This window comes from Vibrio profundum, from assembly GCF_050337555.1.
GTDB classification, from domain to species: Bacteria; Pseudomonadota; Gammaproteobacteria; order Enterobacterales; family Vibrionaceae; genus Vibrio; species Vibrio profundum.
This window is the reverse complement of the sequence record NZ_JAKJTA010000017.1, coordinates 1-13745: the sequence shown is the minus strand read 5'-3', so window position 1 is coordinate 13745 and position 13745 is coordinate 1. Positions and strand designations below refer to the sequence as shown.

Here is a 13745-nt window from a genome sequence, read left to right as displayed (position 1 = left end):
CCATTTCTAAGCACTAGAATTCTTAGACGGACAGCGACAGGTATGGCTAATTGGAATAAACACAGTGTCTATTCATTTAACCCTAAATATTGGGGCGAAAATATTTTCTTGGGTCACATAAACGGGGTGTAGAACCTAGATATTGCTGAAGAATTTGTATGGGAGTACTATCGACTATCCCTTGAACTATTCAGTGGGGAACCGTGGGCGTGCATCAACGATTTCCGTGAATGGGGGCTATGTACTCCAGATGTGATAGAGTAATTCAATAGCAAATCCCCAATTTTTCAAACCATAAACAATCGTTGGAATCACAATCAGAACTGTACGCGAATTGGCCAATTTACGTATATTGCTCTAAGCTAAGCAAACGAAGTAGCCAGATGCTAGCAATCACATTATTAGTTTATAAAAAGTATTATGAGGTGATGGATAAATTCTCGGTTTGATTTCAGGCTACTCCTTAACGTAGTCTCCTGAAGCTAAGGACTAGTTATATCAACTCTTCTAATCGTTGCTATTGATGTAGTGAAATTATGATTGGCTAACTCATTACCCAAAAAATCGCGCGGTTTAAGGAAGCCCACAAAAATGACATTAGAACAAAGTATTTTCTATAATGTTACTTCGGCGATCGTCGGCGGTATCATTATTATAACCGTAATTGGTGTCATTACTGGTTGGTACTCGCACTACTATAAAAAGAAGAAAGGCAAAAAAGAGGTAATGATGGATTCATTGCCAATCACCAGTGGGACCATTGTGATTATTGCCTTAATTGTCATCACGTTAACTTTGTTTTCAAAGGGCTCATAACAACGTCTAGGCCACAACTAAAAACATCTCCTCAATTACGCTTATGAAGCCTGCAAACCGGACCTGAAAGAAAAGATCGTCGACATGGCGATGAACAGCTCAGGGCTACGAGATACAGGGCGTGTGCTAAAAGTCGGTTACAACACCGTTTTACGCACTTTAAAAAGCTCCAACCAACGCAAGTAACCACAATCCCATTCGACGCCGCCAATATTGAACTGAATTGTGAAGTCGATGAGCAATGGGTTTTTGTGGGGAATAAAAAGAATCCGCGTTGGCTGTGGTATGCATCGGAGCCGACGTTTAAACGTATTGTTGCTCACACATTTGGAAAACGGAACAGCCAAGCATTTAAACGCCTCAAACGTTTGCTGGCTCCCTTTACCGTGAACGTCTTCTGTACTGATGATTTCAGTGTTTACGAGGCACATTTACCCCGCGAACAACACATTGTGGGCAAACGCTATACACAGAGAATCGAACGAATCAATCTCACTTTTCGACCTCGGCTAAAGAGGTTAGTGAGAAAAACGATTGGACTTTCAAAGTCAGAATATATGCACGACAAAGTAATGAGTATAATTATTGAACGGAACTTTATCTGTGGTTCAACAGGTTACCACCACGACTGAGTGACGACTTTAAAGTTAACGCTGAAGGTATTTATCAAGGTTGGGGGCGGTGAGGTTGTTAACTTTAAATATTTCCCCCATACGTCCATTTAAGTAGATCTCTTTCGTTCCTTCGACATACAGCTCTATTATTTTTTTACCTCGTTCACTTTTTGGCGCAATCATATATATCTCAGCTTCAGAAATTTTTATTTTTTTAAAGTCGTTAAGAACAGCTTCGGCACTACTATAGTACGCTCGGCGGTAATTCTTTTTTATGGTTAATTCCATTCCATAAGATTCATCAAGGAAAACATCACACCGTCCAAGTACGGTCATTAAGAAAGCTTGATTCTTTCTTCTAACCTCTTTGTACTGGTCTTTAAGTAGACCCATTCCTTCCCCAATCAAAGGGGTTGAGCATACCTTTTTACCAACCAGATCTTTGGGAGAACTTGGTGGCTCATCGAATAGATCACGTCGGTAAAATGCGGATATGGATACTGAAAAAATGGGTAATGGAGATTGGTAGTAGTCGTCGTGAGGGGCCCTATCCTTGAATATTCCACCTGTAAAATCTATTTCACCGTATTTGACAAGCAGTATTGCTCTTTCTAGTGGATATTCTATTTTGACTACTTTTACCCCACGTGAAGAAAAAATCTCATTCATGAGCATATCATATAGTCCATTACCATCCGTTATGCCCAACCATGTCTCCGTTCCCCACCTCACTTCTTTTATGGCTTCACCAGTCGATTGCACCGGAATAGAGGCGGTCAGAAGGAGGACAAAAACAATGACAATGGGTTTCATGACTAGAATGAATTCATCGGTGTATAATATATTAACTTATAGTCTAATTTAGGCTGAGTGACCCAAAGTTTAGCGATAACCAATAGAGGTAATAACCAAATCAAAGACTGAGAAGAGTCCCCCGTAGATTGGGCACGTCGATGGCTTCTTTAAGTGGTGAATCCCATTCATGCCGCGCATCTCCGTTTCCGAAATACACTTCGTCAGGGGTAAGGTCATTATGATTCTAGATTAGTTACTTCGTATTGTGTTCTAAAATTAGGGGGCACTTCTCTCTAAACCGTTTCTGTCCACGGAACCTGATAGGAATTTTTGCCCAAACTTGTTTACATTTATCTCAGAAATGGGAAGGTGTGGGCGTTTTTCCCAAGTAAGAAATAATCCGATAGAATACGTCATCGTGTCGAGATTTCGAATGTTAACTATACTGGAGTAAGGCAGTATCTATAGGTTCGAATCAACAATGGCACAGAGAAATATCCACGGTGTTTGGACAATGAACTTTGAAAATCGGGTGCTATTTTCAAAGATGACTGGCTCGACAAATCGTGAAGCTAGTTTAGTTTGGTTTGATGAAATACAAGAAAAAGTGCACTCCTCTGAAGGTGGTGTTACTGAACCATGGGTAATTTTCCTTGATAGCCGTGATTGGGTAGGAGCATCATTAGATGCTTGGGAAGTGAACAATCAAATTACTGATTGGGTCTCTAGTCATGGCTGCGTTTATGAGGCTATTGTTTTATCTAAAAAAATGCACGTATATGCTGCTAAGACTGAGCTAAATGACCAACCAATATTACACTATTTTTTCGATTACGATGAAGCCTATCAAGGCTGCTTAGACAAACTCTTTGAAGTCCAGAGCACCAAATAAAATAACTCTATTAAACCTTTGGTAATGCTAGTTTAATGTGTCATTTCTTCCCGCCAGTTAAAGTGGCATTGTTTCTTAAATAGCTTAACTTTTCCGTTTCTAGAGATAAATTCTCCCATAAGTCATTTAAAGCAGCGACGATGAGAAAAGCTAAACACAAAATCAAGCAACCGGAAGTAATATAATCAACCACTTATTAATCGAGGCTCTATCACCGCCTAGCTCGATGAGGCGGCGGTCAAAATATGGCGTAGTAACTTAGTAACTTAGTAACTTACATCAGCTAGAAATCTTGATGTAAGTGCCTGCGTCAGATTGGATTAATACGTGACTCTGCGCAGTTCCATCTTGTAATGTCATTGAGGTCCCGCTCGCCGTTTTAATTACGTGGGCGTTGGCGTTACCTTGGTTTACCACGCTCGGAGTATTTGAATTTGAGACTACACCGACAATCACTAAACGACTCGGATCACCTTGCTCGCAGGCAAGTTTCACTTCCGCGCCTTTCCTAAGTGGAAAATGCATGCCTTCGTTTTTTCCACCAAACGGGGTTAGCTTTCTTACCCAATGTGACGCCTTACCTTCATTCGGGTTACCTAAGTCAAATGGCAAGCGCACTTTGTATCGCCCTTGCTCATCCAGCATCGCAACCTCTCCTTCTCCTGCCCCATCTATCGTTGCGTTGATTAAACCCGCTATTTGTGGACGCGGCGTATGATTAGGTGCTCGGTACTGCTGATTGGCGGGTAGACATTGCAGATCATTTCGATACAACAGCATATTGTCCGCCCCTCCAAAACGCCCGTAATGAGAAACCCCAACAATCAAATACGCTTGATTACATGAGGCGAGAAAGTGATCCGTCAGAGTAAAGGTACTCCCCGAGCACATACTTGGGTCACGAGCCTGAGCATGACAGCATCGAGCGGCACTAACACTCTGCTCAGCTCTATGTTTAGCCAAGGCGTTGCCCTGCTGACGTCCATCAAAATAGTCACCATAGAAGAATTGTTGACCGATGCCGTTTTCATCCACATTCGCGATACCTTCCAGTTCCACGTCCGGTTTTTCATAGTCGTAATGCTTCAACAAAATATTATTGGGCAACAGTTCCGACGAATGACAAAAACTACTAACTAAATCAACCTGTTCATACACGTCGAGTCCAGTGGGTGGGTAATAGCGATAAGAGGGATTGGGTAATGGCTGATGAGCAATTTTGTCATCGCAAATGATCAAGGTTTCAACGCCTGCTGAGCCATCGAAATAGTAATATAGGCCAAACTGTTCCATCAATCGAGAGACAAAATCAAAGCTCGATTCATTGTATTTACAAAAAATTTCTTGCCGTGAATACTGCTGAGTAAGTTTGAGCTCGAATGGGAGATATAAACCCGGCCGTGTCTTACTCAACACTGTAGAAATACAATCGATCACGCTGCACTCCAAAAACACTTCACAGCCGATTTCTTGGCTTAGCCCCCAAAAAGCAGGACGCATCGATATCTTATACTGATAATCACTGCCTTGCTTATCCATGAGCATGACTTGGGATACAATGCCTTTCACCGCACGCTGCCGAACGCCTTTCATTTCCAGTGCGCAAGGCTTCCACACCAGCGATTCAGGTTGTTCCAATAACTCTACCGAGAGTAAAGTGACCTCAAACCGATAGGCAGACGAAAGCGCTTCTTCTCCCTCAAATTCAATGAGGCGAAACGAGTGTTGCTCACCAACAATGGTGAACCTGAAATGAAGGTTATCTCTTGTCATTGTCTGTCTCTGCTTGATCGTTTCTAAGTGGTTAAATGTGACTAAACGGCTAATCGGTCGGAGTTGATTAACATTCGCTGGCCATTAAAGGGATGTGGACTGGGTTACATTGCTCTCCCAAGCTCGCGTCAAACCCGAGCAGGGTGCCAACAGATTGCCCTAACACACTCGGTGCCATTAGCTTCGCCGCTGGCAAAATCTTCATATCGATGTCAATAGGTTCAACCAGATAATGCTTCACTAAGCGTTGTAGCTTGTTGAATAACCCACCTCCAGGTAATAGCTCAAGAAATACTTCGGGTTCATGAGCATGCACGTGTAGGGTACAACCTCCACTGTGATCGAGAATCTCAGTGCCCAAATACGTATCCTCACCCAAACAAAGACTATTTACACCGAGCATGGATTGCTGATCGCAAGGAATCGATTGCCATTTACCCACGAGTTCTTCGACATATACCTCAGCACCAATCGCATCGGAAACCATCATTTCAAGGCCTTGTGCCGAACGCGGAAACTGGCTCAGAATACCGGCGTAACGAACCAGTTCATATTCTTGGAGGCTACTGTCGCCGCCTGCCGCCGCGTCCAATGAAGCTTCACCCACACCAGCCAAGCACAGCAACCTTTGTATGACTTGACTATTTTTCTCCTCAACCACTTGCGGCAGCAATCGGTATTTGCTCCACGCTCTAAAATACTGGTCGAAGAAAACCTGATTAACGATATCTAAGAAATCACGTGATTCGCTGCTGTCATAACGGGCCTCTTCAAATAACTCTTCCGTGTAAAAGGTAGGCAAAGGGGAAGCCGCGCCATACAAACCCATAAACGTGGCGGTAAGTTGATATTTATCGCCTTCTTGTTCGAGTGCCGACAACTCTGTTGCCTGAAAGGACAACGATAACTCTGGCCGCACTCGTAGTTTGTCTTGCAAAAACCTCTTTTTGTCTCCGCCCTCCTCGCAATATTGCCAACGGAGCAAACGAACGGCTTGAATATGCGAAAAGTGACTTGGTTGCTTATGTAGGCGCTTTACTATGTTTTCTGAGGCTATATTTACTGAAGCTATGTTTACTGAAGCTATGTCTGCTGAGGCCATGTCTGCTGAATCTGTGTCTATTGAAGCTATGTTGTCTACTGAATCTCCATCAGCCGACGCTATATCAACTGACGCTGGCCGACTTGAGCTTGCCATTGATAGGTTTCCTTGGTGTGCGCGTTTTCAAAGGTCAAACGGGTAAAGCAATTGATCGCCGAAAAAGAGCTCAGTAAATGTTTGAGCACAGCGCTAAATACAAACATATCGCCTGAGCTTGGAAAGCCATCAGGATTAAGTGACAAGTGAATATCACTACCCGACAACATCGCACCTTTAAATACTCGCCTCGCTCGTTGACTGGTGATGGCACTAATGGCATCTGCGCGCTTGGTATTGGCTTGCACTTTTGCCTTGTCGCGGCTATCGGTAAATATGTATAGCTTCAGTAGCGCCGATAGTTGCTCCGCATCACTTAGCGACATTTGGTTTAAGTAAAGATGCGACACCAAACGCCACATGGCATTGTCTCCGAGCGGCGGTTCCACAGGTTTGGTTGGCGGCAAGATATTACGGAAGGTGATCATCTCTGGCGAACTTTCCGTAGCTTGACAAATATCGCCATATTGAAGCTTTTCCGCCAATTGACCATTTGTGCAGCGCACAGTCAGGCTTAATGTTTCTTGCCTCGGCTCACCGCCTTCATTTGGGTAGGCCACCGACAAATATAACGAAGAACCTGAATGGAGTTTGTTGGGTCGTCGTCGCAATGCGTAAACTGGGATATGTTCCGCGTTAGGGTTAAACATCTCAAATGGTCGATAATCACGTGACGCTACCGAACCTTGTTGAAAGCCAATAACACGTTGCAAAGAGTAGATATCTTGGCTGCGCTGCGCCGCTCTAAGCTTGTACTCACTGCTTTGATGATCGAGCAAAACGGTATCCGCTTCTCCGTCAAACAGATTAACCGCAGGCACACAATGCAGTGCTAAATCTGCCACTGAAAATGAGGGTAATTCATGGTCGGTGCGCACATCAAACTCAATACTAAACTCTTGCTCAGTTTGTTCTTCTGCCCACTCTCCTAACCCGAACACATCAAAAAACAACAATTTCTGAGGCAACATGTAATACTCTTGCAAAGACCGAAACGCCGGGAACGAGTTGGTGGGGTAATCAAGTAATGGCTGATCATCATCTGCCAATAGTGCCCTAAAACCTTTTTTACCTAACGAGTGATAAACCCCGCCGATATTTAACCGCACATCCGAGATATAGCGACATAGAAATGCAAACCGCTGGGACGCTTCCGCATACGGTCCCGCAAGATGAAAGCGCAGCGAAGTGGGCTTCCATTGACCCAACATCACATCATTGAGCCTAAACGTGGCTTTGAGGCTTGCTCGCCCCACCCCATGTGGTTGCCATTCACATGACTGCACCTCGAGTGGATGCACTTCAACATCGGCGCAGGTGCTAAATGTACAACTCTGACCATCAACTAATGCGGAATCTAACCGTGTTCCTTTAGCAACGTTTGTTACTTGATTGGCATTGGGCTTAGAAGCGAACTGGACAATGGTCGCTGAAGGTAAAGGTCGCAAATAATGAGGAAACAACAACTGTGTCAGACCATGAATGAGCTCTGGGAAGTCATCGTCTAAACGCTCTTTGACTAACCCAGAGAGAAAAGCACTGCCTTCTAGCAAACGTTCTACGTCAGGATCGGCGTTTTGCCCTGCAAGCATAGGCGCTAACGCAGGGTGCTTCTTAGCAAATTCGTCGGCAAGCGTACGCAGATAGCCGAGCTGTTCGCGGTAATGCTGATTAATCATGCTACATCAAATCTCATCTACACGTATACGGCCATCGGCGCCAAGTACTGTCTCGAAAACAAGGGCTATTTGCTCATTCTCTAACTGAATCTTGGCGTCAATATGGAACACCATCCCGAGTGGATTGCTTTGCTGAGGAACGAAGTTCACCATCACATCGGCTACCCTAGGTTCAAAACGCTTAATTGTATCGATTATCACGCGCTGGAATGCGTTGATATCTTTGATGCCACCACCATATCGATAATGGTTCAGATCTGGCATGCCAAAATCACAACTGATCTGAGCATTTCCCTGCTGAGTGTTGAGCAATTTAACCAAGTAGTGACTGATGCTGCGAGTCAGTTGTTCCTGCCTCGTGTCACTGGTTGGGATGAGCGGCGCTGAGCGATGACGAACTCGCTCCAATAAACGGTGAGTTTGCATGTTATTCCTTTACGAAAAACGCTGGAGAACCCGCGGCTCCCCAGCGATATCTTCGATTAGCTATTTTGGTTTAGCTTATCTGTGTACTCGATGTTTCCATCAATGAACGCTTGAGTCACTTCATCAAACGTCCATTCTACTTTTTGTAGTAATGGGACATCGGCAGTAGCTGCGTTGGTTGTTTCCATTTGCACAACTTCTTGTGATTTGAAAACCGCATTCTTGTACGTAATGGTAAAGAAATTCACTTCTTCACCTGCTTCAACGCGGAAAAACTGATGTGTAATCGTGCATTTTTCGCCCGTACAAGCCGCTTGAAATACTTTTGGAGATTGTGGGCCAGCTTCAATCATCGCCATTGAAGGAGTATGAAACTTACGCCCTGTCGCCTGACCCGTTTGGGTGTCCGTTGGGACTATCATGCCTTGAGTGCAAGAAAAACAACGGATCCAATCTTTAACGCTCGCGTTGGCTTCCGTGTTTTCGCCTTTAATCCACTCTTGGTTTTCGCCTTCAATTTTGATGTATGAGTTAATTGCCATTTTTATTCCCCAAATTTGCAGTTAAATTAGCCTGATGGCTATTAGTTGTCGGTTATCAGTTATTGGTGATTAGTAATTGGTTAAATAGATTTACACGCTCTAAAAACAAGCTACTCCTTGTCTAGCTTACCCTTGAGAGATAATGTGAATGATGCCCCCATGTACTTAAAATGAGGACGAGCATTAATAGACACTTGATACCAACCGGGGTCGCCCGCGACGTCCTGTACCGAAATTTCAACGCCCCTCAGCGGACGACGACTGCGGACGCTCGCTTCTGGGTTTTCCATTTCAGTCACATATTGCCCGACCCACGTATTGAGTTCTTTTTCCAACTCTTGTCGGTCTTTCCATGTGCCAATATTTTCACGCTGCAGCACTTTGATGTAGTGTGCCAATCGGTCCATGATCAGCATATAAGGCAACTGGGTTGACAGTTTGTAATTCAGCGCAGCCTGTTTTCCTTCAGATGAGTTACCAAACGACTTAGGCTTCAAGCAAGAATTTGCAGAGAAAAAAGCAGCATTATCACTCCCCTTGCGCATTGTCATGCCGATGAAGCCTTCTTCAGCCAATTCAAATTCCCGTCTTTCGGAAAGCAAAACTTCTGTCGGGATCTTGGTTTTGATTTCACCCATCGATTCAAACTGATACAAAGGTAAATCGTCTACTGCTCCTCCGCCTTGAGGGCCGATGATATTGGCGCACCAGCGGTATTTAGCAAAGCTGTCAGCTAAACGACTGGCAAAAGCAAACGCCGTATTGCCCCAACAAAACTGTTCATTGTTATCACTGACAGACTCAGTGTAATTAAATGATTTGCATGCTTGAGTCTCTGGCCCATATGGCTGACGTAGCAAGAACCTTGGCAGTGTTAAACCGACGTAGCGCGAGTCTTCGTTTTCACGAAAGCCTTGCCACTTCGCGTATAAAGGGCTCTCAAATACGCTGTGCAAATCTTTCAAAGCCGGTAACTCTTCCCAATCATCCACCCCAAAAAATTCCGCCCCTGCGGCTGCAATAAACGGCGCGTGACACATCGCTGAGACGCTGGCAATGTTCTGAAGCAGTTTGATATCTTGACTTCCTGGGCCGAAATCGTAGTTGGAAATAATGGCGCCGTAGGGCTGACCACCAAATTGACCAAATTCGTTAATGTACGCCAGCTTATACAAGCCTGAACGGACCACTTCAGGGCTATCTTCGAAGTCTTCTTGCAAGTCTTGTTTGCTGATGTTGGTCATTTCGATGCGAATGTTTTCACGAAAATCCGTTCTATCCACCAAGAACTTTAAGCCGCGCCATGCACTTTCTACTTTCTTAAAGCCCTCTGCATGGATAACCTCGTCGACCTGCGCCGAGATTTGCTGATCTAACTCACCGATTAACACATCGACCAAATCACCCGATATGACGGCACCTTGGCGCTCCGGTCTGACTAAATCTTGAATGATCGCCTGCAAGCCCGTGGTCGCTAAGTTATACGCATGCTCGTCAGGAGTCATTCGTGAGGCGGCGACAATTTGATCCAGTAAGCTGCTGTTTTCCTGTGCTTGGTGCTCTGGTGCTTGTTCCTCTAGTGCTTCTACCAATTGCTCTTCCATAATTATTCCGCCTCAACCTTATCAATACCCAATTCCTTGAGTAATGCCTGACGAGATTCTTCATTCTGAATCAAGCTCTGCACTTTCTTTCTAAACTCTGGCACGTTACTTAACGGGCTCTTAAGCGCTTTTAATGCATCACGTAATTCCATCAATTTAGCGATCTCTGGAATTTGGCGAATGATCTGGTCGGGCTCAAAGTCTTTCATTTGATCAATACTTAAATTGACAGGGAGCTGCTCTCCTTCGCTAGCTCCAGCCAGAGTTTTTGGTACCGAAAACTCTAGGTTCAAACCCTGTCCTTTCAGCACCTCATTGAAATTGTCTTTATCTACATTGATCGGCGTACGATCTTCAACCATGCGTTCGTCTTCTGCGAGAGTAAAGTCCCCAACAACTAGCATTTTCAGAGGGAGCTCAATGTCTTGCTTTGCATTCCCTGCTTCCGTTTGATAGACAATGTTTACCCGCTCTTGCGGGGCGACTGAGCTTTCTTTCGCCATTAGTGTTACTCCGTTGCGACAGCCTTAGTGTGCTGATCTTAGATATCCAATTGCTACCGAAGGATCGATAGCGGTAATTTTTGCCAAGTACTCTTGTGCTAATTGTTCTTGATTCAACGTCAAGTGACATTCATACGCAACCCGATAACTCGCCATTGCAAGCTCGGGTAACCAAAGATCTAAACCGTGTTCTGTCACTTGCTTTAAACACGCATCGATTTGCATCAAAGCCAATGGCTCATAGCCCGCTCGCTGGAATATTTGTGCGATTCTGATTTTCAATCGGAAGCGATTTTGAGCACTTTCTCCAACCTGTGAACGAGTGAGTACCTCAACTGCCAGCTCAAACTCGTTCGTATTCAGTAACCGAGTGACTTGAGTTTCTATTTCTGAAAGATGATCATTTTGCTCTTGTGACTCACTTTTCTGCAATCCCGACAACCAGCCCTCGGCTGCAACTGAGACAAACGGGGAGCCATCTCTGAAAAACAACCCTACAAGCTCCGGAAAACGCAGTACAACCTGAGCCGCAGCGTATTCAACTTCTTGTTTTGCAGAGCAATACTGATCACCTAATTGGTCTAATATCTGCCAAACTTGATAACTGAGTTCAAGCCAGTACGGCTGAGTCACGACTCTTTTCTCGCAAGCAGTGAGCCACACAGCAAGATCGCCCGTCGCCTTTGCGGATTCAATTAACTTAATGTCTTGCCGAGAAGGAGGAGCGACCTTAGTCTTTCGGTTTTGGTGACTGGGTAACTCAATCCAGCCTCCCCACGCCGCCATCCGGCGAAAGCGATAACTAAGCGGCTGGGATTGATCCTGTTTAAAGAGCTTTTCTGCGCTTAAACACAAACAATCAAACGCGGAACGATTCAGCTTTTCTACCGATAGTTCGCTATCCTCTTGGCTCATTACGCCTGTCGCGTCGGCTTCTACCCTGCTGGCTTCTACCGTACTGGCTTCGGCCATGCCTACTTCTGTCGTATGTGAACGAGCGAGCTCAGGCTCAGAAGAGTTTACTGGCGAGTCACTTTCTTCATTCGCCACTACTTCTGGAACAGCACCGTTTTTCGAAGTATGTTCAACGGCTGCATACTTCCTACTCGCATTGGTTACTTGCAGGGTTTTCTGTACGCCACAAGTCGCCTGACTTTCGTTTTCGCAACTGCCTTCAATTCCACAGCTGTCTTCAATAACGTCAGTCGCAGTAACGCCCACCGAATTATTTTCAGGCGGGTAATCAACAGATGCGTAATCAACTAAGCTATCGGAATTAGTCACCACAGTTTGTTGAATGAGCTGTGGGGCAATTGGGATTCTTTGAATATGATTAAGCAAACCGCGCATAACGGGCGCATCGTCATATTGAGCAACCAAAGCGCGTTCTAGCGCCTGAACTTGTTCTGCCGCCTGTTCTACTTGCTCAGCGGAACATGGCTTATTATTCTGAACAAGGTTTTCTACCCAGCGATTTACCCAGTCGTACCACCACTGAATCGCATTCATTCGTCCGCGCATACGCTTTTTAGGTGGATACGCACTATCCCAAAAATTAATGGTTAATTCTTTGAGAAGTTCAGCTCCCTCAGCAAGACCAGCGAGACCATTCAATTCACAGCGTGCTACCGCTAAATACGCAGAAAATTGGAAATGCTTGCCGTGCTTGCTCAATAAGCTAATGATTTCATCATTTATAAGTTTCCAACTTACTTCGTCGGGGCCTTTTTCTATCATATTGAGTTTATTTATTTCAGCCAGAACCATTTCAGATTCGACGACATTGGAGATATTGACCCCAGCAGGGTTCTCCCCTTTAAATCCATTTATTCCGAGTTTATAAATATCTAGCATTATTAACGAACACCCAGCACTAAAATAATTAAAATGGACAATCAAACACAATATGTAGAACTAATTAGCCAAGAAAAATTATGTCACAACTGTTAGCGTGCATACGTCCAGAAACCACACGACTACCTACATTCTCTACCGCTGAACCAGTATTTAGTGAATGAGTGTCACGCTGCTCAACATCCGCCCCTACACTCAAGCTACGACCAGCAATCTTAGAGGCTAAGCTCCCGACATTTTCATTGCGGACGCCAGTATTATGAGATTCGGTAGAATGATTTGTCACATGTGACTCAAATGAACACACTGAGGAAGCTCTAACCTCGACGGCATTTCCAACAACTCTGTTCTCACTCCCAATTGCGTCTTGTTGTGACGTGGTTATGCGCGAAACTAAATTCTTAATTGCCTTATCATTATTGAAGACTTTATATGTGTAACCACCTATATCACACTTAATCCCAGGATATAGTTGGGTATACTCTATGGCATATATTTTATTGGTCGTTCCAATTGACACGTCAAACGTATTACCATCAACATAGCTTTCTTTATTACCAGAAAAGACCTCACGTTTATTGTGCGCCTCAGAATTCCAGTCATAAATAGTTTTAAACTCAAAACCACTCATCTATTCCCTCGTGACAACCTCTAATACTCTGCAATTTGCTGAGCAAACGAATTATTGACTAGATATATGACATAATAATGACTCTTTAATTACCGTTCTAAAACTCAGGAGTACTTTTGAAAGGCGTTGTTGCCCAAATCGATTGAACCTTTTTCCATCCTTACGATCTGATCTTTTGAGAATGATTGTTGGGATACAAAAATGGGTAAGTCGAAAGCTAAAATCACGAACTGGAGAGCATACAACCAAGCACTCTGTCAGCGTGGCGGGGTTACTTTTTGGATTGACGATTCAGCGGTGAAAGCCTGGAAATGTATGACCCATCACGGCAAGAGAGGTCGAGGGTTTCAATACACCGACACGGCGATTGAAACCGCCCTAATGATAAAAGGTATCTTCTCTCTCCCGCTTCGTGCTC

General features: G+C 44.4%; 13 protein-coding genes and 1 pseudogene. 4 read left to right on the top strand and 10 right to left on the bottom strand.

Annotated features, from left to right (window positions below; genetic code table 11):
* The first annotated feature begins 591 nt into the window (after positions 1-591).
* Both L4C34_RS15580 and L4C34_RS15575 read left to right on the top strand, forming a co-directional pair.
* Positions 592-816, top strand: a complete 225-nt coding sequence (locus L4C34_RS15580) for a hypothetical protein (RefSeq protein WP_428790269.1) — start codon at positions 592-594, stop codon at positions 814-816.
* Positions 817-843: 27 nt separating this feature from the next.
* Positions 844-1448 (top strand): annotated as a pseudogene (locus L4C34_RS15575) (IS1 family transposase); the annotation flags it as partial.
* A 15-nt stretch (positions 1449-1463) separates the two neighbouring features.
* On the opposite strand, the gene L4C34_RS15570 reads toward L4C34_RS15575, so the two are convergent.
* Positions 1464-2243, bottom strand: a complete 780-nt coding sequence (locus L4C34_RS15570) for a hypothetical protein (protein WP_428790268.1) — start codon at positions 2241-2243, stop codon at positions 1464-1466.
* 496 nt (positions 2244-2739) lie between these two features.
* Between L4C34_RS15570 and L4C34_RS15565 the strand changes: the two genes are divergently transcribed.
* Complete coding sequence (locus L4C34_RS15565; RefSeq protein ID WP_428790267.1) at positions 2740-3117, top strand: hypothetical protein; 378 nt, start codon at positions 2740-2742, stop codon at positions 3115-3117.
* A gap of 279 nt (positions 3118-3396) precedes the next feature.
* Here the strand turns inward: L4C34_RS15565 and L4C34_RS15560 are convergent, their stop codons facing one another.
* The 9 genes from L4C34_RS15560 to L4C34_RS15520 all read right to left on the bottom strand — a co-directional run bounded on the left by L4C34_RS15560 (position 3397) and on the right by L4C34_RS15520 (position 13327).
* Positions 3397-4890 (bottom strand): type VI secretion system Vgr family protein, encoded by a 1494-nt coding sequence (locus tag L4C34_RS15560; protein ID WP_428790266.1) that lies wholly within the window; start codon positions 4888-4890, stop codon positions 3397-3399.
* Between the two features lie 67 nt (positions 4891-4957).
* Positions 4958-6088, bottom strand: a complete 1131-nt coding sequence (gene tssG, locus L4C34_RS15555; protein WP_428790265.1) for a type VI secretion system baseplate subunit TssG — start codon at positions 6086-6088, stop codon at positions 4958-4960.
* Complete coding sequence (gene tssF / locus L4C34_RS15550) at positions 6052-7767, bottom strand: type VI secretion system baseplate subunit TssF (protein WP_428790264.1); 1716 nt, start codon at positions 7765-7767, stop codon at positions 6052-6054. The genes tssG and tssF overlap by 37 nt, the downstream gene beginning before the upstream one ends.
* Before the next feature lie 6 nt (positions 7768-7773).
* On the bottom strand, positions 7774-8193 hold the full coding sequence (gene tssE, locus L4C34_RS15545; RefSeq protein WP_428790263.1) for a type VI secretion system baseplate subunit TssE: 420 nt from the start codon (positions 8191-8193) through the stop codon (positions 7774-7776).
* Between the two features lie 56 nt (positions 8194-8249).
* Positions 8250-8735 carry a type VI secretion system tube protein TssD gene (gene tssD / locus L4C34_RS15540; RefSeq protein WP_428790262.1) on the bottom strand — a complete coding sequence of 162 codons (486 nt, stop codon included), beginning with the start codon at positions 8733-8735 and terminating at the stop codon, positions 8250-8252.
* Between the two features lie 110 nt (positions 8736-8845).
* On the bottom strand, positions 8846-10339 hold the full coding sequence (gene tssC, locus L4C34_RS15535; RefSeq protein WP_428790261.1) for a type VI secretion system contractile sheath large subunit: 1494 nt from the start codon (positions 10337-10339) through the stop codon (positions 8846-8848).
* 2 nt (positions 10340-10341) lie between these two features.
* Positions 10342-10842: a type VI secretion system contractile sheath small subunit gene (gene tssB, locus L4C34_RS15530; protein WP_428790260.1), complete on the bottom strand. Its 501-nt coding sequence runs from the start codon at positions 10840-10842 to the stop codon at positions 10342-10344.
* A 24-nt stretch (positions 10843-10866) separates the two neighbouring features.
* Positions 10867-12696 (bottom strand): TssA family type VI secretion system protein, encoded by a 1830-nt coding sequence (locus tag L4C34_RS15525; protein WP_428790259.1) that lies wholly within the window; start codon positions 12694-12696, stop codon positions 10867-10869.
* Between the two features lie 64 nt (positions 12697-12760).
* Positions 12761-13327 (bottom strand): hypothetical protein, encoded by a 567-nt coding sequence (locus L4C34_RS15520; RefSeq protein ID WP_428790258.1) that lies wholly within the window; start codon positions 13325-13327, stop codon positions 12761-12763.
* 201 nt (positions 13328-13528) lie between these two features.
* Here L4C34_RS15520 and L4C34_RS15515 point away from each other — a divergent pair.
* On the top strand, positions 13529-13745 hold a 217-nt coding region (locus tag L4C34_RS15515; RefSeq protein ID WP_428788723.1), incomplete at its 3' end, for a transposase.

Coding starts and splice junctions, on each gene's coding strand:
- tssG (WP_428790265.1), bottom strand. CDS start 6,088: ATGGCAAGCTCAAGTCGGCCAGCGTCAGTTGATATAGCGTCGGCTGAT.
- tssE (WP_428790263.1), bottom strand. CDS start 8,193: ATGCAAACTCACCGTTTATTGGAGCGAGTTCGTCATCGCTCAGCGCCG.
- tssF (WP_428790264.1), bottom strand. CDS start 7,767: ATGATTAATCAGCATTACCGCGAACAGCTCGGCTATCTGCGTACGCTT.
- tssD (WP_428790262.1), bottom strand. CDS start 8,735: ATGGCAATTAACTCATACATCAAAATTGAAGGCGAAAACCAAGAGTGG.
- L4C34_RS15520 (WP_428790258.1), bottom strand. CDS start 13,327: ATGAGTGGTTTTGAGTTTAAAACTATTTATGACTGGAATTCTGAGGCG.
- L4C34_RS15580 (WP_428790269.1), top strand. CDS start 592: ATGACATTAGAACAAAGTATTTTCTATAATGTTACTTCGGCGATCGTC.
- tssC (WP_428790261.1), bottom strand. CDS start 10,339: ATGGAAGAGCAATTGGTAGAAGCACTAGAGGAACAAGCACCAGAGCAC.
- L4C34_RS15560 (WP_428790266.1), bottom strand. CDS start 4,890: ATGACAAGAGATAACCTTCATTTCAGGTTCACCATTGTTGGTGAGCAA.
- tssB (WP_428790260.1), bottom strand. CDS start 10,842: ATGGCGAAAGAAAGCTCAGTCGCCCCGCAAGAGCGGGTAAACATTGTC.
- L4C34_RS15570 (WP_428790268.1), bottom strand. CDS start 2,243: ATGAAACCCATTGTCATTGTTTTTGTCCTCCTTCTGACCGCCTCTATT.
- L4C34_RS15525 (WP_428790259.1), bottom strand. CDS start 12,696: ATGCTAGATATTTATAAACTCGGAATAAATGGATTTAAAGGGGAGAAC.
- L4C34_RS15565 (WP_428790267.1), top strand. CDS start 2,740: ATGAACTTTGAAAATCGGGTGCTATTTTCAAAGATGACTGGCTCGACA.